Below are 21,326 nucleotides of genomic sequence, written 5' to 3'. Positions count from 1 at the left end.
GCTGGGGATCCGCCGCGGCGGGTCTCCGTCAGGCGGTGAAGCCCATGAAGGCGCTGACCGACCGCGAGTCGGTCAGCTCCGCGCGCGGGATCTCCTTCTCAAGCACGCCGTTCGAGATCGCGTAGACGCGCTTCGACAGGCCCGCGATGAACTCGAGGTTCTGCTCGACGAGGACGATGGTGATGTCGACCTTCTGCGTCAGCGCCGCGAGCGTTTCCGAGATCTCGTCGATGATCGAGGGCTGGATCCCCTCGGTCGGTTCGTCGAGCAGCATCAGCTTCGGCCGCCGGCACAGGCAGCGCGCCAGCGCCAGAAGCTGTTGCTCGCCGCCCGAGAGCGCGCCGCCGCGCCGGTCGAGAAGCCGCTTGAGCCGGGGGAAAAGCTCGAGCATCTCCTCGACCGTCTGCGCGACGACAGCCGCCTTGCCGGGGATGCCGACCTGCAGGTTTTCCTCGACGCTCAGGTTCGGGAAGATCTGCCGGCCCTGCGGCACCAGACCGATGCCGGCGCGGGCGCGGGCGTTGACCGGCTGGCCGAGGACGGACGTGTCCTCGAAGCGGATCTCGCCGCCGGTGACCTTCACATAACCCATGATCGCGCGCATCAGCGTGGTCTTGCCCATGCCATTGTGGCCGAGAATGCCGACCACCTCGCCGCGATCGGCGTGAAAATCGACCCGGTGCAGCGCCGGGACCAGCCCGTAGGCGGCCGACAGGCCGGAGACTTCAAGCAGATGCGGCATTGGCCTGTTTCCCCAGATAGATTTCCTGAACCTCGCGGTCGGCCATGATCTCGTCGATCATCGCCTCGCGGAAGATCGCGCCGCGGTTGAAGACGGTGACGAATTTCGCGATCTGCCGGATGAAGACCATGTCGTGCTCGACCACGATCACCGCCGCCGAGCGCGCCGATTCCAGCACCAGTCGCGCCAGCCGGTCGCGCTCCTCGCCGGTCATGCCGGCGGCGGGCTCGTCGAGCAGGATCAGCGCCGGCTCGGCCGCCAGAACCATCGCCAGTTCCACAAGCTGGCGCTGGCCGTGCGACAGATACCCCACCTCGCGCTTCGCCAGATGGGTGATGCCGCAGCGCTCGAGCGTCTTCTCGGCCAGCTCCTTCGCCTGCGCCGCCATGTGCTTGCGCCGCGAGGACAGCCGGACGTTCTCATAGACCGAAACCCCGTCGAATACGTTCGGCATCTGCGTCTTGATGCCGATGCCGAGGTTGACGATGTCATGGGTGTTCCACCCGGTCATGTCCTGGCCCTTGAAGGTGACGGTGCCGCGGGTCGGGATCAGCTGGCCGGTGAGGCATTTGAAGAAGGTCGACTTGCCCGCGCCGTTCGGCCCCAGCAGGCAGCGCAGCTCGCCGTCGCGCAGGGTGAAATCGACCTCGTCGACCGCGGTGACGCCGCCGAACTGCATCGTCAGGCCACGGGTCTCGAGGATGTTCGTCCAGTCACTCATCGGCCTTGCCTCCGGTCTTCTTCCGCCGCGCCAGGGTCCAGCCATCGACGATCAGCTTGCGCAGCGTCGGCACGATGCCCTTGGGCAGGGCCAGCACCAGCACCATCATGATCGCGCCAAGGACGGCGAGGCTGTTCAGCAGTTCCATCGTGCCAAGCTTGAGCGTCAGCCATTGCAGCAAGATCACCCCGATGATCGGACCGACCAGCGTGCCGACGCCGCCCGCCATCACCCAGACCAGCGCCTTGGCCGACATCTCCATCGAGAAGGCGTTGGGGTCGATGAAGGCCTGATAGGTGGCCCACATCGCCCCGGCGAGCCCGGCGATGCCCGAGCCGATGGCAAAGACCACCAGCTTGTGGCGCCGCACGTCATAGCCGAGCAGCGAGGCGCGGGTCTCGTTCTCGCGGATACCGATCGAGACGCGGCCGAAGTCCGAGGCGATCAGCAGCCGCAGCACGATATAGACGACGATCAGGAAGCCCATGAAGACCTGGAACATCTGCACCGGGTCGAGCATCGCCTCGGGCTCGCCCGGGATGTTCATCACCGGGATCGAGGGGATGCCGTTGAAGCCGCCAAGCCGCGCCGCGCCGATCGCATATTCGGGGCCGGCGGTGTGGTTCGCGAGCTTCCAGAACAGCAGCGTGACCACCATCGTGACGACGCCGAGGTAAACATCCGACAGCCGGCCGTAGAAGATGAAATAACCGAGCGCCGCACCGAAGAGACAGGGGATCGCGAAGGCGAGGATCAGCGGAATGGTGGTCTCGCCGATGTTGATCGCGGCGACGGCGAAGGTATAGGCGCCGAGCCCGAAGAAGGCGGCCTGACCAAAGCTCAGGATGCCGCCGAAACCCCAGATGTAGCCGAGCGACAGCGCGAACACGGCCAGCACCACATATTGGGTGATCTGCATGATGGTGAACATGTCGAGCACCACCGGCAGGATCAGCATCGCCGCAAGGCCGATCGCGACCATCACGTAGAAGCCAGGGTCCCGGAGTACGGATTTCTCCATCTGCTGGGTCTCCTCAGAGGGAACGTTTGAAGATGCGGCCGGTGATGCCTTGCGGCAGCAGGCGCAGCAGGACGAGAGCGGTGACCAGAAGCGCCGCATCGCCATAGACGGGGCCGGTCAGGAAGGTGACGCCCTGGCTGATCGTGCCGAGCAGCGTCGCCGAGGACAGCGTGCCCGCGATCACCGAGGCGCCGCCGGTGATGACGGTGATGAAGCTCTGCCCCACCAGGTTCATCCCCATCGTCGGCACCACTCCGGTGACCGGGGCGAGCAGCCCGCCCGCCAGCCCGGTGATCGCCGAGCCGATGCCGAAGGTGGTCATGTAGACCCAGCGGGTGCGGATGCCGAGCGCCTCGGCCATGTCGGCGTTCTGCATCGTGGCGCGGGCGATCAGCCCGGCCTTGGTGAATTTCAGCACGCACCAGATCGCGACCAGCACCAGCACGGCAAAGCCGATCAGCACGAAGTTGTAGACCGGCACCTGATAGGCGCCGATCTTCATGCCGCCGAACGGCGTCGAGACCCCCTGCACGGTATTGCCGAAGATCATCGTGACGCCGCCCATCATCAGCATCGACAGCCCCCAGGTGGCCAGCAGGCTGTCAAGGATGCGCCCGTAGAGCCGCTGGATCACCAGCCGCTCCACGATGATGCCGAACACCCCCACCACGACGGGAGCGAGGATCAGGATGGACACCCACTCGTTGACGCCGGCATTGGTCGAGATGACGACGGTATAGCCGCCCAGCATCAGGAACTCGCCATGGGCGAAGTTGATGATGCGCATCATGCCGAAGATGATCGCAAGGCCCGAGGCCAGCAGCACGAGCCAGGCGATGGCCCGGATCATCTCGAGCGCGACAACGAGTGTGTAATCCATGTCGGTGCTCCGCCTTTCAGCTTACAGGCTGATTTCGTACTGGGTGTTCGACTTCGGATCCTTGATCAGATCGCACACCATCTGGGTGTCTTCGGGCTGCGAATCCGGGAAGGTCTCGTTGATCGCGAAGGCGCCGTCCTTGCAGGTGGCGATATAGACGTCGCGCACCGCATGCTGGGTCTTCGGGTCGATCTTCACCTTGCCCGCCGGCATGTCGTAGGTCTTGCCCGAGGTCAGCACCTCGAGCAGCGCGTCGCGCTTGGTCGAGCCGGCTTCCTTCACCGCATCGGCCCAGATCTTCATGCCCTCGTAGGTGACTTCGGAAATCTCCGACATCACCCATTTCTTGTCCGGGTATTCCTGCGCGACCTTCTCGAGGAAGGCCTTGTTGGTCGGGTTGTCGATCGCCTCGAAATAGCCGAACGAGGCGATGATGCCGTCCGATTCCTCATGCGTCAGGATCACCTGCTCGGTGCCGCCGGCGCCGTAGACGGTGGAGACGATCGGGATCTGGCTCTTCATCCCGGCCGCCGCCCACTGGCGATAGAAGCCGAGGTGCGAGGTGCCGACCATCGCCGAGAGCACGAAATCGGGCTTGGCGCCCTGGATCTTCGAGATCGTCGAGCCGAACTGCGCGACATCGAGCGGGAAGAACTCGGTCGCGATCACCTCGCCGCCGTTCTCCTCGACATAGCGCTTCACCCAGGCCGCGGTGATGTGGCCATAGTTGTAGTCGGCGGCGACGGTATAGACCTTCTTGCCGTAGAGATTCATCGCATAGGGGATCACGCGCTTGACCGTCTGCGCGGGCGTGGTGCCCAGCGTGATCTCGTTGCGGTCGCACACGCCGCCTTCATACTGCGTGTTGTAGAAGTAGAAGGTGTTGTAGCGGTGGAAGATCGGGCGGATCGTCTCGCGGCTGGCCGAGGTGATGCCGCCCATGACCACGTCCACCTTGTCCTTCAGCGCCAGCTGGGTCGCGTATTGCGAATAGAGCGACATGTTCGACTGCGGGTCGTAGATCACCGCCTCGACCTGCTTGCCCAAGAGCCCGCCCGCGTCGTTGATCTCCTTGATCGCGAGCTGGAACACCTGGTTCATCGGCACGCCGGTGGAATCGAGCGCCCCCGAGAGGTCGTGCAGACCGCCGACCTTGATCGTGTCGGTGCCCGCGCGGGCCACGAGCGGCGAGGCAAGCGTCGCGGCCGCTGCGGCGCCCGTCGTGTAGAGGAAGTTGCGTCGGCTGAGCTTGGTCATTTCGAGAGCCCCTGTTGGAAACGGATGCTCGATCAAAGGCAGATTCATTGAATTATCAAATATCGAAAGCTGATAATTGGCGGGATTTATGGATTTCGCCCAAAATTTGACCTGAATCCGGGGGGTGATGGCTGGTTTCGCATCGCCAATCTGCCGAAATGCCCTCGAATCTCTGCCGAATCCGCCGGAAACGGGCCGGATCGGTCAGGACTCTGTCCGCCGCGGGGATGCGGCGGCACAGATTTGCCTCTTGCGCCGATATACTTTCCATTTCAATATTTTTCAGGAATCCGGCCCCATCCCTCATGGGGTTTTCCGGCCGGAGCCCCAGCTCACGGAGATCCGCCATGCCCGCGCCAGCCCCCTTCAAGGTCGCCTCGATCCAGTTCGAACCGACGATGTTCGCGAAGGAGGCGAACATCGCCAGCCTCGCCCGGATGTGCAGCGAGGCGGCGCAGGACGGCGCCCGGCTGATCGTGATGCCCGAGATGGGAACGACCGGCTATTGCTGGTATGACCGCGCCGAGGTCGCCTCCGAGGTCGAGACCATCCCCGGCCCGACGACCGAGCTCTTCCACGAGATCGCCGCGGCGCATGACTGCTATATCGTGGTGGGGATGCCCGAGGTCGATCCGGTCACCGACCTCTATTACAACAGCGCCGCGCTGATCGGGCCCGAGGGGGTGATCGGCACGCACCGCAAGTCACACCCCTATATCTCGGAGCCGAAATGGGCGGCTTCGGGCGACATCGCGCATCAGGTCTTCGACACGCCGATCGGGCGGATCGCGATCCTGATCTGCATGGACCTGCATTTCTTCGAGACGGTGCGGCTTGAAACCCTCGCCGGCGCCGATGTGATCTGCCACATCTCGAACTGGCTGGCCGAGCGCACCCCCGCGCCCTACTGGATCACCCGCGCCTTCGAGAACGGCTGCTATGTGGTCGAGGCGAACCGCTGGGGGCTCGAGCGCACGGTGCAGTTCTCGGGCGGCAGCTGCCTCATCGGCCCCGATGGCCGCGTCGAGGCGCAGGTGGATGCCGGCGACGCGATCGTCACCGGCATGATCGACCCGGCCCGCGCCCGTGTCGGCCGGGTGCTGGGCGAGCCGGTCTTCGAGATGCGCCGCCCGGCGCTCTACAAGACGCTGATGACGAACAGTTTCACGTGGAACTCTCTCGATTACTTCCGGCTTTACGGCTATCAGCCGCTGCCCCGGGCCGGGGCCTCGACGCTTGCCGTCGCGCAATTCGCCCCCGGGGACGACAGCGCCGCAAACCTTGCCCGCATCGCGGCCTTCGCCGCCGAGGCGCAGGCCGCGGGGGCGGCGCTGCTGGTGCTGCCCGAGCTTGCGCTGACCGGCCCCCACGACCCGGCGGCACGCGCCGAACCCGTCGAGGGCGCGCTGATCGACCGCTTCACCCGGATCGCGATGCGGCACCGGCTGCACATCGTCGCGGGCTTTGCCGAGCGGGCGGGCGCGCGGCTTTACAATGCAGTGGTGCTGGCCGGCCCCGAGGGGCGGGTGGGGGTCTATCGCAAGATCCACCTTTCACAGGCGGATCTTGACTGGGCCACGGCGGGCGATGACTGGGCGGTGTTCGATCTGCCCTTCGGCCGGCTCGGGCTGCTCACCGGCACCGATGCACTGCTGCCCGAAAGCGTGCGGGTGCTGGCGCTTGCAGGCTGCGACATCGTCGCCTGCCCCGCCGCGCTGCCGCCCGGTTTCACCGGCGCGCATGCGGGCACCACGATCCCGCACAACTTCCCGATCCCGAAGGCCGCCGATCCCTGGCACTGGCACGCGCTGCGCACCCGCAGCGGCGAGAACAACCTGCATCTGGTCTTCGCGAATGTGCCGGGCGCGGGCAACCCGGGGGCAAGCGGCATCTTCGGCGCCGACACCTTCGCCTTCCCGCGGCAGGAAAGCGCGATCCTCGAGGGCGAGGGGCTGGCGACGCTGGCGATCGACCTGACGAATGCCGACACGCCCTATCCCTCGACCGTGGTGCGGCGCAAGGATCTGGTCACCATGCGCCTGCCACACCACTACCTGCCGCTGGTGCTGGACGGCGGCCTCAGACCCTGAGCGCGCCGGTCTGCGTCATCCCCGCGGCCATGTAGCCGCCGTCGACGGTCAGCACCACGCCGTTGACATAGCCAGCCCCCGCCGAGGCGAGATAGGCCACCGCCTCGGCGATGTCGGCGGGCAGGCCACGGCGCCGCGCCGGCACCATGTCGAGCACCCGCGCCCAGGTCTCCTCGCTGTAGGCGCCCATGGTCATCGGCGTCTCGATCACCCCGGGCGCGATCGCGTTTGCGGTCACGCCGAGCGGGCCGAGTTCCAGCGCAAGCTGCCGCGTGAGGCCGATGATCGCCGCTTTCGAGGTGCCATAGGCCGCGCGTCCGACCCCCGCCCGCATCCCCGAGATCGAGGCGATGTTGACGATCCGGCCATGGCCGCGCGCCGCCATGCCGCGCCCGGCGCGCTGGCTGCACAGGAAGGTGCCGGTGACGTTGACCGCCATCACCTTGTGCCAGCTTTCCGACGCAAGACCGAGCAGCGGCTCGACGATCAGCAGCCCGGCGCTGTTGACGAGAATGTCGATGCCGCCAAGCTCTGCCTCGGCACGGTCGAAGACCGCCCCGATCGCCACCGGGTCGGCGACGTCGAGCGCCAGCCCGACCGCCACGCCGCCCTGTGCGCGGATCTCGGCGGCGACGGCCTGCGCCGCCTCGGCCCGCAGGTCGGTCACCGCGATCGCCACCCCCCGCCGGGACAGTTCCAGCGCCGCAGCGCGACCGATGCCCGAGCCCGCGCCGGTCAGCAGGGCCACCTCTTGCCGATTCCCCATCTCTTACCTCCCCATCATCGTGTCGGGCAGCCAGGTGGTGATGACCGGGATGAAGAACAGGATCAGCACCGTCACCATCTCCATCGCGATGAACCACAGCGCGCCGCGGAACACGTCGGACAGCGGCGTATCGCGGTCGATGCCGGCGATGACGAAGCAGTTCAGCCCGACCGGCGGGGTGATGAGGCCGATCTCGCACATCTTCACGCACAGGATGCCGAACCAGATCGGATCGAAGCCGAGCCCGGTCACCGTCGGGAACATGATCGGCAGGGTGATGACCATCATCGAGAAGGCATCGAGGAACATGCCGAGCGGGATGTAAAGCAGCAGCAGGATGCCGACGACCAGAAGCGGCGGCACACCGCTGCCGACGATCGCCTCGGCCACCGCCTGCGGCACCTGGGCGAGGGTCAGGAAATAGCTGAAGATGCCCGCACCGATCATCGTGAACAGCACCATCACCGTGGTCGTGGTGGTCGAGCGGAAGCTGTCCTGCAGCCGTCCGCCCAGCCCCCGGCGCCCCTCGCGCGAGAACACCAGCATCAGGAAGGCCGCAAGCGCACCGATCGCCCCCGCCTCGGTCGGGGTGACGAGGCCGAGATAGATCCCGCCGAGCACGATCGCGAACAGCACCAGCACCTGCCAGGCCTGACCGGTGGCGCGCAGCCGCTCGCCCCAGCCGGCGCGCGGGCTGCGCGCGGCGATGTTGTGGCGCGAGACGATCGCGGTGCCGGCCATGAAGACGATCGTCGTCAGGATGCCCGGCACGAAGCCCGCGATCAGCATCTTGCCGGCCGAGACCTCGGTCAGCGCGGCATAGAAGATCAGCAGCACCGAGGGCGGGATCAGCACGCCCAGCACGCCCCCCGCCGCGACCGATCCCGCGGCAAGGCGGGGGTCATAGCCCGCGCGCTTCATCTCGGGGATGGCGACGGCGCCCACCGTCGCCGCGGTGGCGACGGACGAGCCCGAGGTCGCGGCAAAGCCCGCCGAGGTCAGGATCCCCGCCATGGCAAGCCCACCCGGCAAGTGTCCCACCCACTTGTTCGCGACATGGAACAGCCGTCGCCCGACCTGCGCCTGATGCGCGAAGGCACCCATCAGGATGAACAGCGGGATGACCGTCAGCGAATAATTCGCGGCCGAGGAGAAGGGCAGCGATTTCAGCCGGCTGAGCAGGAAGGACAGATCCTCGCTCATGACGATGCCGAAGGCGCCCGAGAGGGCCAGCGCGGCAAAGACCGGCGTGCCGATCGCCAGCAGCACGAAGATCAGCCCGACGGCCAGAAGTGTAATCAGTGTGATGTCCATGACATGTCCCATGCGACCCCGCCGCGCCGGGGATGGCGCGGGCGGGACGGGTGAGGGGGGCGGACCGGAGACCGGTCCGCCGGCTCAGTGGGAGGCGCTCTCGCGCGGGTCGGGGGCGATCCGGCCGGTGGCGATCATCGCCGCGTGGACCAGCGCCTGCAGCGCCGCGAACCACAGGCCGAAGGCGGTGGCGATCTTCGCCCACCAGACCGGCACGTGGAAATAGCCCCAGCGGAACTCGCGGATCGAGAAGGAATAGGCGGCCTCCTGCGTCGCGGGCCAGGCCAGCAGCAGGAAGGTCAGCGCCGCCAATATCCAGCCCAGCGCCGCCAGCCCCCGCGACAGATGCAGCGGCAGGGCGTCGGTCATCAGCGTGACGCGGATGTGGCCGTCATCGACCAGCGTCGCGCCGAGCCCCATGAAGACCACCATCACCATCGACATCTCGGTCATCTCGAAAAGCCCGGGCACGGCGCTGCCGATCAGCGCGCGCGCGACGACATCGACAGTGATCGCCACCATCATGAAGCCGAGGAAGGCAAGCGCCACCCAGGTCAGCCCGTGCGAGACCCGCTCGAGCGCGCGGTTCAGCCGCTCCATTCACAGCTCCGCCGCGATCTCGACCGGGCGGCGCAGCCGGCCGGCGGGGGCGTGCTTCGCGATCGCCGTGTCGATCAGTGCCTGCATCGCGGCGCCGTCGATGCCCGCCGGAGTGGCGACGGTGTCGACCCATTGCTGTGTCTCGGCCGGCTGCACCAGCGCCCGGGCCTTCGCCTTCTCGGCATCGGGCAGGGATTGCAGCCTTGCCCCCTCGGCCAGCGCCTTCTTCACATAGTCGGTCAGCACCCGGTCATAGATCTCGGTGAAGGTGCCGCCATAGAGCTCGTTTGCCAGATCGGCGCAGATCTGCTGGTTCGCGGCCGACAACCCCTCGAACACGCCGCGGTTCATCACCGTCACCGCAGGCGCATGGGCGCCGTCGCCGATGTCGTAGAAGTTCGGCGCGATCTCGTGCAGCTTGTAGGCGACGGCGGTGACGAAGTCGAAGCCATAGACCCCGTCGAGCACCCCGCGTTCGAGCGCCTGATAGACCTCGCCCGCCGCCATCGGCACGGCAACGCCGCCCAGGCGCTGGATCACGTCGGTGGCAATGCCATAGCCGCGGATCTTCTTGCCCTTGATGTCCTCGATCGAGGTGATCGGCTCGCGCATCACCAGCGGCGCATAGTTCCAGTTCGTCCAGTACAGCACCTTGCAGCGGTGCCGCTCTTCCCATTCCTGGCGCAGCGGCGCGAACTGCTCATAGACGTCGCGGCAGACGAGCTGCAGCGTGTCCGCCCGGTCGACCCGGAAATACCATTCGAGCCCGCGCGTCACCGGCACCTCGGCCTGATAGTAGCCGGGCGAGATCAGCGTCATCTCGGAGGTGCCGTCGCGCACCGCGCCCAGATGCTCGCCCACCTTGTTCAGGCTGCCCGCCCAGTAGCGGCGCACCTTGATCTCGCCGCCCGAGCGCTTTTCCAGCTCGTCGAGGAACCAGCGGTCGATCCACGAGGGGCCGGCGGTCTCGGTCACGTAGCTGTCGAACTTGAGCGACGTCGCGGCTGCCGCCGCAAACGGCAGGCCGGACAGCATCCCGGCCCCGGCCAGTGCCCCGCTCGTGCGCAGGAAATCACGTCTTTTCATGGTTTCTCCTCCCTTTGTCCGGGCTCCTCCTGCCCGGGATGTGTCAGATCTGCGCGCCGGCGCGCAGTTCGGTCTTCAGGATCTTGCCGTAGCCGTTCTTCGGCAGATCGGGCACGAAGACATAGCGCTTCGGCCGCTTGAACGAGGCGATGTGCTGGCGCACCCAGCTGTCGAGCTCGGCCTCCTCGGCGCTGCGGCCCGGCTCGAACACGACATAGGCCACCACCTGCTCGCCCCAGTCGGGTTCGGGCTCGCCGATCACCGCCACCTCGAACACCGCCTCGTGGCGCAGCAGCGCCTCCTCGACCTCGCGCGGATAGATGTTGGTGCCACCCGAGATGATGACGTCCTTCGAACGGTCGGTGAGATAGAGGAACCCGTCCTCGTCGAGATGGCCGAGATCGCCGGTGTGCAGCCAGCCGCCGCGCAACGTCTCGTCGCTCGCCGCCGGGTTCTGCCAATAACCCTGCATCACCGTCGGACCCTGCACGCAGATCTCGCCGGTCTGGCCGGGCGGCAGGGGCTCGCCCTCGGGCGACAGGATCGCCACGGTCGCGGCGCCTGCCGCGATCCCGACCGAGCTGCGCCGCGCCCGCCAGCGCGGGTGGCCCTGATCGGCGACAAGGGCGCGCGGCAGCACCGAGATCGTCATCGGGCTTTCGCCCTGACCGTAGATCTGCACGAAGCGCGGCCCGAAGAGCTCGAGCGCCTCGTCGATGTCATTGGCATACATCGGCCCGCCGCCATAGATGATGGTGCGGATGCCGACGCCGTCATAGCCAAGCGGGCGCGCCGCGGCGACCAGCCGCTTGACCATCGTCGGCGCCGCGAAGAACACGAGGTTGCCGCGGCTTTCAGCGAGGGCGATGATCTCGGCCGCGTCGAAGCCGCGCGAAGCCGGCACCAGATGCGCGCCGCCCGCGCGGATCTGCGCGAACATGTAAAGCCCCGCGCCATGCGACATCGGCGCGGCGTAAAGCATGTGATCCTCAGGCCGCGGCCCGTCGACGTCGAGCGCATAGCACAGCGTCATCTGCCGCAGGTTCTCGTGGCTGAGCATCACCCCCTTGGGCTTGCCGGTGGTGCCCGAGGTGTAGAAGAGCCAGGCCAGATCACCCGCCGCCGCCGGACGCGGCGGGGTCAGCTGATCGCCCTTCGGCACCGCGGCGGCGATCGCCTCCTCGGCCAGGCCCGGGAAAAGCGTGCCCTTGTCGGTGACGACCAGCGCCGCGCCCGAGTTGCGCACGATCCATTCCGCCTCGGCCGGGTGCAGCTTGCAGTTCACCGGCACGACGACCGCACCGATCCACCAGCAGGCATGCAGCCATTCGATGTATTCGGGCGCGTTCTTGGCAAAGATCGCCACCCGGTCGCCCGGGCCGATGCCATGCACCGCGCCCAGATGCCGGGCCCGGTCGCAGACCGCGCGCAGCAGGCTTGCATAGCTGTGCCGCAGGCTGTCACCCTGGAACACGGCAGGACGGGTCGGCCAGGCATGGGCCGTCTGGTAAAGCCAGCTCGCGATGTTCATTCAGAGGCCCGCCGCCTGCAGCACCGTGGCATAGTTCGCCACCGCGGCGCCGCCCATGTTGAAGGTCAGGCCCCATTCGGCCCCCGGCCGCTGCATCGCGCCCGCCTGTCCGGTCAGCTGCCGGAACGCCAGCGCATGCATCGACACGCCGGTGGCGCCGACCGGATGGCCCTTGGCCTTCAGCCCGCCCGACAGGTTCACCGGCAGCGCCCCCTCGGGCAGCACCGTGCCCTCCTCGATCGCGCGCGCGCCCTGCCCCTTCTCGGCCAGCCCCATCGCCTCGTAGATCAGCAGCTCGGCCGGGGTGAAGCAGTCATGCACCTCGGCGAAGTCGAGATCACCGACCGTGATCCCCGCCGCAGCATAGGCCGCGCGGATCGCGCGTTCCGGCCCCTCGAAGGCGATGAAATCACGCCGGCTCATCGGCAGGTAATCCGAGACATGCTCGGCCGCAGCGATGCGGACACGGCGGGCCGATTGCGGATCGGAGGTCAGCACCACGGCCGCGGCGCCATCCGAAACGAGCGAGCAATCCGACAGCCGCAGCGGCGGCGCGATCAGCGGGTTCTTCTCGCTGACCTCGCGGCAGAACTCATAGGACATCGCCTTGTGCATCTGCGCGAGCGGATTGTTCAGCGCATTGGCGTGGTTCTTCGCCGCAATCCGGGCCATCGCGTCCATCGGGTCGCCGTAACGCTCGGCATAGGCCTGCGCCGCCACGGCGAAGACCTGCGGGAAGCTCAGCGCCGCCTCGGCCGGGTCGTTCTGGTAACCGGCGCCGGCCAGAGCCGTCGTCACCTCGGGCGTCGAGCGGTGGGTCATCTTCTCGGCACCCACCACCAGCACGGTGCGCGCCCGCCCGGCACGGATCATGTTCAGCCCGGCATGGATCGCCGCCGCGCCCGAGGCACAGGCGTTCTCGCAACGCGCCGCCGGCTTGAAGCGCAGCGCCGGATGCGCCTGATGGATCAGCGACGAGGCGAAACCGTCCGGCACCAGCCCCGAGTTGAAATGGCCCAGATAGACCGCGTCGATCTCGGCCGGGTCGATCTCGGCCTCGGCGATCGCCTCGCGCGCCGCCTCGACGATCAGCTCCTCGAGCGTCTCGGTCAGCCGTCCAAAGCGGGTGTGGCCGCTGCCGGTGATATAGATGGATGTCATGTCGATGTCCTCCCGCTGTCACTTTCGCCGTCGGGAGGGCTGGCGCACATCCGCAAAACTACGTAGATAAATACGTATAAACCACGTAGATGCAGGTGCAGCATGGACTATGCGGAGCTTCCCGAGGCGGTGCAGAACCTGACCGGCTTCATGGATGCGCCGGTGGCGATCATGGTGATGTCGGATCGCCGCATCCTGCGGGTGAACACCGAGACCGAGCTGCTGTTCGGCTGGAACCGAGCCGAGCTCGAGGGCCAGTCGATCCGCGTGCTCTATCCCTCGAGCGTCGATTACGAGAAGACCGGCGACCGCTGGCACCGCTGGCTGGCGAGCCGCCCGCGCTATGAGGACGAGCGCTTCATGCAGCGCCGCGACGGCGAGATCGTCTGGATGCGGGCACGCGGGCGCACCCTGACGCCGACCGACCCGTTCCGCCTGATGGTCTGGACCTTCGAGCCGCTGAAGGAGCGCGCCCCCGATGCCGCGACGCTGACGCCGAAGGAGCGCGAAGTCGCGCGCCACATCGTCAACGGTCACACCAGCAAGGAAGCCGGGCAGGCGATGGGGATCTCGCCGCGCACGGTCGAGGTGCACCGCGCCGCGATCCTGCGCAAGCTCGGCGTGCGCAATGCGGCCGAGCTTGCGGCGAAGATGATCGTCGCGCGCTGAGCCGCGGCCGGGCCGGCGGCACGGCTTTTGGGGACCCGGTCAACGGCGGTGGCCTCAGCCGCCGGAGACGAAGCGCAGGATGCGCTGAACCTCGAAGGCGTCGAAGACCGTCCAGCGCACCGACCGCTCGCCGCAGATCTCGCCGCCGGGGAACCAGTGGGACCGGAACGCGCTGGCCGGGTTATCGTATTCGATCACCAGCTCGTAGCGTTCGGGCATCGGCGGCATCAGCGCCGCGCGCCGTCCCGCAACGCCACGCTCGACCCCCTCGCGGATCGCCGCGACCGCCCGCGACGGCGTGAGCGAAACCGTCGCGCTGCCGATCCCCTCGCTCGTCGCCACAGTCTCGATGCCGGGCACGAGGGCGCGCGCCGCCGCACACATCCCGGCATCGCCCGACAGGAAAACGGAAGGAACACCGTAGCGCGCCGCGGTGCGGGCGTTGAGCGTGAACTCCGACGCCGGCGCGCCGTTGATGGTGATCCGCATGATCCGCGTGTTCAGAGTGTGCGCCAGCGGGTTCGTCTCGGCCCCGGCGCGGTCGTGATAGCCGGTGTAAACGGCGGCAGAGAAGCCCCGGTCGAGACCGAACATCATCGAATCCGGATGGCCGCTCCAGTCCCGCACCACGCGCACATACTCCGGCAGGCGTCCGATCACCAGGTTGCGGCCGGTCTCATGCGCATCCTTCACCAGAACCTCTTCGGCACCGGCGGCGCGCGCGCCCTCGCAGGCCGCCACGACCTCCTCAGTCATGTAGGCGCGGAACTCCGCGTAATCGGGATGATCCTTTTCCGTCTCGCTCCAGCTGGTGATACCCGCCGTGCCTTCCATGTCGGCACTGATGAAAACCTTCATATCCTCTCCTTTTCCGATCGTCCGCTCCCCGCGTGCTATTGCGCGGCGCCCGCGCCGGCCCAATCGGCGAGCGCGGGGAAATGCCGCCCGTCGCGGCCCCGGGTCGCCGGCGCCGCGCACAATGCGTTCAGCACCGCCTCCTGAACCGTCTCCGCCGCGGCCCGGAACGGCAGGTCGATCAACCCGTCGTCGAGGCGGCGCAGGGTCCGGAAAGGGTCCGTCCCCTGATGCGGAAGCGGGTCCGCGGTGGTGAAGGCAAGGGCGACATCGCCCGAGCCGTTGCCCCAGAACGCCCCGAGCCGCGCCAGCCCAGCCCCGGCACGGCGCGCGATGCGCTGAAGCTGCCGCCCGTCGAGCGGCAGGTCCGTGCCCAGAACGACGATCACCGAGCCCTTCTCGCCGGGCCGGGGGCCGCGCGGGTCCGGCCGCCGCCCGTCGGGCAGGACCAGATCCCCTGCCCGGCCGAAATTCGCCAGCACCAGCGCCCCCAGCATGAACGCCTGCGCGCCGATCTGCATCCGGCGCGAGGCGCTGCCGATCCCCGCCTTGAAGCCGAAGGCGGTCATCCCGGTGCCGGCCCCGACGGCGCCCTGTTCGAAGGCGCCGCCCTGCGCATCCGCGATCGCCGCCAGCGCATCGGCCTCGCGCACGGCCAGTCTCTGGATGTCGTTGATCGACCCGTCATTGCATTCGAGCACCAGCGGGTTGACCGTCGAGGTCGCGCGACCGATTTCCGGATTTTCGGCGATCGCGCGGCGGATCAGCGCCTCGCAGCAGGCGGCGACGCCGAAGGTGTTGGTCAGCAGGATCGGCGTTTCCAGCGTGCCCAGTTCAGCGACCTGCATCAGCCCCGCCGACTTGCCGAAGCCATTGATGACCTCGACCGCCGCGCGGGGCTTGCTGCGGAAAAGATCACCGGCCTGCGGCAGCACCGCCGTGACACCGGTGGCAAGCCCCGCCCCGGAAATCGTGCGATGACCGACCGAAACGCCGGGGACATCGGTGATCGCGTTCCATGGCCCGGCCGGCAGGGCATTGCGCCCCTCCGTCCAGAGGCCAAGCCGTCGTGCCTCGTTCATCTTCCCTCCTAAAGCCGCCCGGCCCGCTTGAGACTGCTCAGGAAGGCCTGCGTGCGCTCGCCCTGCGGATCGCCGAACACCTGCGCCGGAGGCCCCTGTTCATAGATGTTTCCCGCCTGCAGGAAACAGATGCGGTCGGCAACCTCGCGCGCAAACCCCATCTCATGCGTCGCAAGGATCATCGTCATCCCGCCGGCCGCCAGATCGCGCACGATGTCGAGCACCTCGGAAACCAGTTCCGGGTCAAGCGCCGAGGTGATCTCGTCAAGCAGCAGCAGCATCGGGTCCATCATCAGTGCACGCACGATCGCGACGCGCTGCTGCTGTCCGCCCGACAGGCTGTCGGGATAGGCATTCGCCTTATGCGCAAGACCGATCCGGTCGAGAAAGCCCAGCGCCTTCTCCGTCGCCTCGCGGCGCGACAGGCCAAGCACCCTGGTCGGCGCAAGCAGCGTGTTTTCGAGCACGGTCATGTGCGGAAACAGGTTGTAGCCCTGGAACACGATGCCGATGTCGCGCCGCAGCCGGTCGAGATCGACGCCCTCGCCGGTGATCCGGTCGCCATGGATGCGGATCTCGCCCGCGCTGATTTCTTCCAGCCGATTGACGCAGCGCAGCAGCGTGGACTTGCCGCACCCCGACGGGCCGATCAGGCAGATCACCTCATGCTCGCGGACATCGAGCGACAGACCGGAAATCACCTCGAACGATCCGTAGTGTTTGCGGATGTTGTCGATTTCAAGCAATGCCATGGTTCAGCCCCCTGCCCGCATCCGCTGCCGGTCGCGCTCGGACAGCCGGTCGGCGAGCCGCGCCTGCGGGATCGTGACCGCGATGAAGAGAATGGCGACGGTGGTCACCGCCGACAGGTTGAAATGGTTGGCCGCGATGATCTTCGACTGGTTGAAGGCGTCGATCGTGCCGATGATCGCGACGAGGGCGGTATCCTTCTGCAGGCTGATGCAGTTGTTCATCAGCGGCGGGATGATGTTGCGCACCGCCATCGGCACGACAACGTAGCGCAGCGTCTTCGCATGGCTCAGCCCGAGCGAGCGCGCCGCGGCGACCTGGCTGTGATGCACCGATTCGATCCCGGCGCGATAGACCTCGGAGGTATAGGCGCCGTAGGTCAGCGTGAGCGCGATGATCGCATAGCTCGTCGAGGACAGATGCGCGATCACCGGCAGATTGGTCAGCGGCAGGCCGAAACCGATCAGGTAGATCGTGATGATCGCAGGCAGGCCGCGGAACAGATCGCCATAGGCGATGGCGAGAAAGCGCAACGGCTTGCCCGCCTCGCCCGGCAGCGTCCGCGCAACCGCCACGATGAGGGACCAGATCAGGATCAGGACCCCGGAGACGAAGAAGATCACCACATTGGTGCCGAAGGCGCGCAGCACCTTCAGCGCCGAATCCCGGATCAGCGCGAGGTCGAAGAAGGTGCGGCTGACCGCCGCGTCATTGACCACGAGAAACCAGGCCGCCGCGGTCAGGATCAGCAGCGCCCCCTCCCAGGACATCGCCTTCCAGGCGCCGAGCGAGGCCGAGGCGCCGAGCTCGCGGGCGGCATAGACCTCGCTGTGCCGGGCCGCGGCAAGCGCGCAGCGCAAGGCGCGCAGCGCCATCAGCAGGACCACCACCGCGGCGAGCACCGCCACAATCCCGGGCAGCGTCGCCACGACCGGCGAGACCCCCTGCGAGATCGCGTAGGCGCCGATGTGCTGGGCCGAGATCGCAACGGCGAGAAAGGTCACCAGCCCGAGGGCCAGTGTCAGGCTCGCCCGGCCAAGATGGCTGCGCGGCGTCGAACCTGCGCGCCAAATCTCGGCGCGCAGGTCCTGCTCCGGCAACGCGTTCGAAAACGGGTCTGCCATCGTCTCAGTGCTTCCAGACCGGAACATCCGCCGGCATCAGGCCGCCCCAGGCGGGCGCGAGATACTGCATCTCCAGATCCTTCAGCGTGCCATCCGCCTCCATGTCGGCGATGATCTTGTTGATTGTTGCCTCCTCGGCCGAACCCTTCGGGTAGATCCCGGCGGTGTCGCGGTCGCTCGCATACTTCCCGACCACGGCGAGACGGCCCTTCGAGTTTCCGACCTGGCCAAGCACGACCGACAGGTCGGTCATCACCGCATCGACATTGCCCGCGGCCAGCGCGGTGAACATCGCACCGGTATCGTCGAAGACCGAGAGCCTGGCATCGGGCAGATTCTGCTGGACCCAGTCCACCATGATCGTGCCGGCCTGCGTGCCGAGTTTCGTGGTCTTGATGCTGTCTTCCGTCACCGGCGCATCCGCGCGGGTGGCGATCCCGAAGGCGCCGTGGGCATAGGGCGTCGAGAAATCGACCACCTTCTTGCGCGGCTCGGTCACCGAGATCAGTGCCAGCGCGATGTCGAAATCCTTGTTCTGGCCGGCGACGATCGAGTCGAAGGAGGCATTCTTCAGCACCACCTTGTCGAGCCCGAGACGGTAGGCGATGTTCACCGCCATGCAGAACTCGCGCCCGCTGGTGACGCTGTCTTCGGTATCGCCGTTGAACTCGCCCACCGCGGGCAGGTTGATGATGACGGTGAACTGGCCGGGAACCGCGGGGGTGATCGTCTCCGTGCCGCCCTTGCCGTAGAGTTTACAGTCGCCATAGCCCTCGGCCGCCAGAGCGGGAGCCGAGACACCCAGCACTGCGCCAAGGGCGAGGCCGAGGATCTTTGAAGTCGTCTTCATGTGTCTCTCCTGTTGGTATTGGTTCTTGTCAGGTCAGTTGGAGACCGGCGCACGAACGCCTACGGTCTCGAGGTAAAGCTGTTGCAGATGGCGGGTGACGGGGCCCGGCGCGCCGGTCCCGACCGCAACGCCCGCGATCCGGATCACCGGGGTGACGAAGCTCGAGGCAGAGGTCTGGAACGCCTCGGCGGCAGCCTGTGCCTCCGCCGGCGAAAAGGGACGTTCGTCGAGCGTGAGCCCATGCACCGCACACAGCCGCAAGAGCGCCTGCCGGGTGCAGCCGGGCAGCGAGATCCGCGAGTTCGGCCGCGTCACCACCTGCCCCGCGGCGGTGACGATATAGGCCGTCGCCGAGGCCCCCTCGGTCACCATTCCGTCCTCGCAGAGCCAGACGTCATCGCAGCCCTTGCGCCGTGCCGCCGCCTTCGCGAGCACCTGCCCCAAGAGCATCACCGTCTTGATGTCGCGGCGCTGCCAGCGCGTGTCGGGCGCAAGATCCACCTCGATGCCCTCACGCTGCGCGGCGGTGTCGTGGAGCGTCTTTGCCTGGGTGAACCCGATCAGCGTCGGGGCGATGTCCTCGGGCCACAGGAAATTGCGATCCGCGATGCCGCGCGACACCTGCAGATAGACCACGCCTTCGCGCAGGCCGTTGCGCGCGATCAGCTCGTGCTGGATCCGCGCGATCTCTTTCCGCGCGGCGGGCATCGGAATACCGAGCTCGCCGAGGGAGCGCTGCAGCCGTGCAAGGTGAAGATCGTTGTCGATCATCCGGCCGTCGAAGACCGCGGTCACCTCGTAGACGGCGTCACCGAACAGCGTGCCGCGATCAAAGATGCTGATCGTCGCGCGCGCCTCGGGAACGAAGGTTCCGTTGCAGTAGATGGTTCTGCTCATGTCATGCACCAGTTCGACTTGGGTTGGATCGAACCTGGGGCGATGCGCGGGAGCATGGCCAATTCAACTTGCGCAACATCTCATGCACGAATTGCATAATGCTTTTTATTCATCCCTTTATAAGATGCCCCGTCGGAAGCGCCCGCGTTTGTCGGAAAAGGTGTGCTCAATAAATGGAACTCAAGTGGCTCGAAGATTTCGTGACGCTGGCGGAAACCTCGAGCTTCTCGCGCGCCGCCGAGGCCCGGAACGTCACGCAACCGGCCTTCAGCCGCCGAATCAAGCAGCTGGAGGCCTGGCTCGGCACGACGCTCATCAACCGGGCCACGGTGCCGGCCGAACTCACCCCGGAGGGGCGGCGGTTCCTGCCTGTGGCGCAGGACGCGATCCGCAATTTCTACTCGGTGCGCGAGTCCCTGCAGCCTTCGGGCGAAGGGCGGATGTTGCGCCTGGCCGCGCTGCACACGCTGACCGTGACCTTCCTGCCCGACTGGCTTGAAAACCGCTTCGCGAACATCCGGGTCTCGCTGATCCCCGATCGCGGCGGGATCGAGGCCAATCTTGCGGCGCTGATCGACGGCGAGGCGGATTTCTTCCTGACCTATGCGCATGGGCTGGTGCCGTTCCACCTCGACTGGCAGCGTTTCGACTTCCTCGCGGTCGGCACCGACCGGCTGATCCCCGTCGCCGCGCCCGAGGTGCGCCTGCGCTCGGGCGTGCATGTTCCGGGGGCCGCGCTGTTCGACCGGATGCAGAGCCAGGGCGCCGAGGTCCCCTATCTCAGCTATGGCTACAGCTCGTTCTTCGGCGTCGCACTCGAACGCCTGTTCGCCGGCCGGTCGGGGCCCCGGCGCCGGACAGTGCATGAAAACACGATCAGTGCCGGACTGAAGACGCTCGCGATGCGCGGCGCCGGGATGTGCTGGCTGCCCGAAAGCCTGATCGAACAGGAGCTGCGGGCGGGCACGCTGGTGCGTGCTTCCGCATCACCGGACTGGGACATGGAGCTTGAAATCCGGCTCTATCGTCACATCCATGCACAAAACGCCGACACCCGCCGGTTCTGGCAGGCGGCCCAGGGCCCGCACTGAGCCCAGCCCCGCCCCCAGCCGCTCCCGGGTCTCAGCCGCCCGAGACGAAGCGCAAGGTGCGCTGGATCTCGAACGGGTCGGAGAAGCGCCAGCGCACCGAGCGCTCGCCGCAGAGTTCCCCGCCCGGGAACCACTGGCAGCGATAGGCGCCTTTCGGGTTGTTGTACTCGATCACCAGCTCGTAGCTGTCAGGCATCGGCGGCATCATCCCGGGGCGCCGCGCGGCGACTGCGCGCTCGACCCCCTCGCGGATCAGCGCGGCCGATTTCGCCGGTGGGATCGACAGTGTGGCCCCGCCGATTCCCTCGGAGGTTGCCACGGTGGCGATGCCGGGGACGAACTCCCCGGCCGCCCGGCACATGCCCGCATCCCCCGACAGGAAGACCGAGGGCACTCCGTAGCGCGCCGCGGTGCGGGCATTGATGGTGAACTCCGAAGCCGGCTCACCGTTGATCGTGATCCGCATGATCTGGTCGGTCAGGGTGTGTGACAGCGGGTTGGTCTCTGCCCCGGCGCGGTTGTGATAGCCGGTGTAGATGGCCGCGTCGAACTCCGCGCCGATGCCGAACATCATCGTGTCGGGATGCCCGCTCCAGCTGCGCAGAATGCGCACATAGGCCGGCAGCCGCCCGATGATGAGGTTGCGCCCGGAGGAATGGGCGTCCTTCACCACCACTTCCTCGGCCCCCGCAGCCCGCGCGCCTTCGCAGGCGGCCAGGACCTCTTCGGTCATGTAGGCGCGGAACTCGGCGTAATCGGGGTGATCCTTTTCCGTCTCGCTCCAGGTGGTGATGCCGGCGGTGCCTTCCATGTCGGCACTGATGAACACTTTCACGTTT

General features: G+C 67.2%; 22 protein-coding genes. 3 read left to right on the top strand and 19 right to left on the bottom strand.

All coding sequences use genetic code 11. The features are described from left to right. Window positions 1-28 precede the first annotated feature (28 nt). Genes EOW65_RS09435 through EOW65_RS09410 form a run of 6 tightly spaced genes read right to left on the bottom strand, consistent with a single transcriptional unit; the run spans window position 29 to window position 4,970 of the window. Complete coding sequence (locus tag EOW65_RS09435) at window positions 29-742, bottom strand: ABC transporter ATP-binding protein (RefSeq protein ID WP_128148837.1); 714 nt, start codon at window positions 740-742, stop codon at window positions 29-31. Then, window positions 726-1,463, bottom strand: a complete 738-nt coding sequence (locus tag EOW65_RS09430) for an ATP-binding cassette domain-containing protein (protein ID WP_128148835.1) — start codon at window positions 1,461-1,463, stop codon at window positions 726-728. The genes EOW65_RS09435 and EOW65_RS09430 overlap by 17 nt, the downstream gene beginning before the upstream one ends. Then, window positions 1,456-2,484: an ABC transporter permease subunit gene (locus tag EOW65_RS09425; protein WP_128148833.1), complete on the bottom strand. Its 1,029-nt coding sequence runs from the start codon at window positions 2,482-2,484 to the stop codon at window positions 1,456-1,458. Before EOW65_RS09425 ends, EOW65_RS09430 begins: the two co-directional genes overlap by 8 nt. A 13-nt stretch (window positions 2,485-2,497) precedes the next feature. Next, on the bottom strand, window positions 2,498-3,364 hold the full coding sequence (locus EOW65_RS09420; RefSeq protein ID WP_128148831.1) for a branched-chain amino acid ABC transporter permease: 867 nt from the start codon (window positions 3,362-3,364) through the stop codon (window positions 2,498-2,500). Between the two features lie 21 nt (window positions 3,365-3,385). Then, on the bottom strand, window positions 3,386-4,621 hold the full coding sequence (locus tag EOW65_RS09415; protein ID WP_128148829.1) for an urea ABC transporter substrate-binding protein: 1,236 nt from the start codon (window positions 4,619-4,621) through the stop codon (window positions 3,386-3,388). A gap of 55 nt (window positions 4,622-4,676) precedes the next feature. Further along, window positions 4,677-4,970: a hypothetical protein gene (locus EOW65_RS09410; protein WP_128148827.1), complete on the bottom strand. Its 294-nt coding sequence runs from the start codon at window positions 4,968-4,970 to the stop codon at window positions 4,677-4,679. On the opposite strand from EOW65_RS09410, the gene EOW65_RS09405 reads away from it, so the two are divergent. Further along, a complete protein-coding gene (locus EOW65_RS09405; RefSeq protein ID WP_128148825.1) occupies window positions 4,969-6,711 on the top strand; it encodes a nitrilase-related carbon-nitrogen hydrolase in 1,743 nt (580 codons plus the stop codon). The genes EOW65_RS09410 and EOW65_RS09405 overlap by 2 nt on opposite strands. Here EOW65_RS09405 and EOW65_RS09400 read toward each other — a convergent pair. From EOW65_RS09400 to EOW65_RS09375, 6 genes are all read right to left on the bottom strand, one after another. After that, window positions 6,701-7,477 (bottom strand): SDR family NAD(P)-dependent oxidoreductase, encoded by a 777-nt coding sequence (locus EOW65_RS09400; protein ID WP_128148823.1) that lies wholly within the window; start codon window positions 7,475-7,477, stop codon window positions 6,701-6,703. The two genes, EOW65_RS09405 and EOW65_RS09400, sit on opposite strands and share 11 nt — an antisense overlap. A 3-nt stretch (window positions 7,478-7,480) precedes the next feature. Beyond that, window positions 7,481-8,791 carry a TRAP transporter large permease gene (locus EOW65_RS09395; protein WP_128148821.1) on the bottom strand — a complete coding sequence of 437 codons (1,311 nt, stop codon included), beginning with the start codon at window positions 8,789-8,791 and terminating at the stop codon, window positions 7,481-7,483. Window positions 8,792-8,875: 84 nt separating this feature from the next. Beyond that, a complete protein-coding gene (locus EOW65_RS09390) occupies window positions 8,876-9,391 on the bottom strand; it encodes a TRAP transporter small permease (protein ID WP_121534257.1) in 516 nt (171 codons plus the stop codon). After that, window positions 9,392-10,477, bottom strand: coding sequence for a C4-dicarboxylate TRAP transporter substrate-binding protein (gene dctP, locus EOW65_RS09385; RefSeq protein ID WP_128148820.1), 1,086 nt, complete (start codon window positions 10,475-10,477; stop codon window positions 9,392-9,394). 43 nt (window positions 10,478-10,520) lie between these two features. After that, window positions 10,521-12,008 carry a class I adenylate-forming enzyme family protein gene (locus EOW65_RS09380; RefSeq protein ID WP_128148818.1) on the bottom strand — a complete coding sequence of 496 codons (1,488 nt, stop codon included), beginning with the start codon at window positions 12,006-12,008 and terminating at the stop codon, window positions 10,521-10,523. Then, window positions 12,009-13,169 carry a thiolase domain-containing protein gene (locus EOW65_RS09375; RefSeq protein ID WP_128148816.1) on the bottom strand — a complete coding sequence of 387 codons (1,161 nt, stop codon included), beginning with the start codon at window positions 13,167-13,169 and terminating at the stop codon, window positions 12,009-12,011. It abuts the gene before it with no gap. Between the two features lie 102 nt (window positions 13,170-13,271). Between EOW65_RS09375 and EOW65_RS09370 the strand changes: the two genes are divergently transcribed. Continuing rightward, the gene (locus EOW65_RS09370) at window positions 13,272-13,838 is read left to right on the top strand and encodes a LuxR family transcriptional regulator (protein WP_128148814.1); all 567 of its coding nucleotides are present in this window, start codon (window positions 13,272-13,274) and stop codon (window positions 13,836-13,838) included. A gap of 54 nt (window positions 13,839-13,892) precedes the next feature. On the opposite strand, the gene EOW65_RS09365 is transcribed toward EOW65_RS09370, so the two are convergent. From EOW65_RS09365 to EOW65_RS09340, 6 genes are read right to left on the bottom strand one after another with little or no spacing between them, the layout of a single operon-like run. After that, on the bottom strand, window positions 13,893-14,696 hold the full coding sequence (locus tag EOW65_RS09365) for a M55 family metallopeptidase (RefSeq protein ID WP_128148812.1): 804 nt from the start codon (window positions 14,694-14,696) through the stop codon (window positions 13,893-13,895). 35 nt (window positions 14,697-14,731) lie between these two features. Then, the gene (locus EOW65_RS09360) at window positions 14,732-15,775 is read right to left on the bottom strand and encodes a DmpA family aminopeptidase (RefSeq protein ID WP_128148810.1); all 1,044 of its coding nucleotides are present in this window, start codon (window positions 15,773-15,775) and stop codon (window positions 14,732-14,734) included. A gap of 8 nt (window positions 15,776-15,783) precedes the next feature. After that, window positions 15,784-16,527, bottom strand: a complete 744-nt coding sequence (locus EOW65_RS09355; protein WP_128148808.1) for an amino acid ABC transporter ATP-binding protein — start codon at window positions 16,525-16,527, stop codon at window positions 15,784-15,786. Between the two features lie 3 nt (window positions 16,528-16,530). Then, window positions 16,531-17,649: an amino acid ABC transporter permease gene (locus tag EOW65_RS09350; RefSeq protein ID WP_128148806.1), complete on the bottom strand. Its 1,119-nt coding sequence runs from the start codon at window positions 17,647-17,649 to the stop codon at window positions 16,531-16,533. Between the two features lie 4 nt (window positions 17,650-17,653). Continuing rightward, window positions 17,654-18,499 carry an ABC transporter substrate-binding protein gene (locus EOW65_RS09345; protein WP_128148804.1) on the bottom strand — a complete coding sequence of 282 codons (846 nt, stop codon included), beginning with the start codon at window positions 18,497-18,499 and terminating at the stop codon, window positions 17,654-17,656. A 33-nt stretch (window positions 18,500-18,532) separates the two neighbouring features. Continuing rightward, window positions 18,533-19,396, bottom strand: a complete 864-nt coding sequence (locus EOW65_RS09340; protein WP_128148802.1) for a D-amino-acid transaminase — start codon at window positions 19,394-19,396, stop codon at window positions 18,533-18,535. A 173-nt stretch (window positions 19,397-19,569) separates the two neighbouring features. Between EOW65_RS09340 and EOW65_RS09335 the strand changes: the two genes are divergently transcribed. After that, on the top strand, window positions 19,570-20,487 hold the full coding sequence (locus EOW65_RS09335) for a LysR family transcriptional regulator (RefSeq protein ID WP_128148800.1): 918 nt from the start codon (window positions 19,570-19,572) through the stop codon (window positions 20,485-20,487). Window positions 20,488-20,518: 31 nt separating this feature from the next. Here EOW65_RS09335 and EOW65_RS09330 read toward each other — a convergent pair whose 3' ends face one another. Continuing rightward, window positions 20,519-21,322, bottom strand: coding sequence for a M55 family metallopeptidase (locus EOW65_RS09330; protein WP_128148798.1), 804 nt, complete (start codon window positions 21,320-21,322; stop codon window positions 20,519-20,521). Between the last annotated feature and the right edge of the window lie 4 nt (window positions 21,323-21,326).

The organism is Paenirhodobacter ferrireducens (genome assembly GCF_004022265.1).
Taxonomy (GTDB): Bacteria; Pseudomonadota; Alphaproteobacteria; order Rhodobacterales; family Rhodobacteraceae; genus Rhodobacter; species Rhodobacter ferrireducens.
Note: the sequence above shows the minus strand (reverse complement) of the source record. Positions and strands in the feature narration are given on the sequence as shown.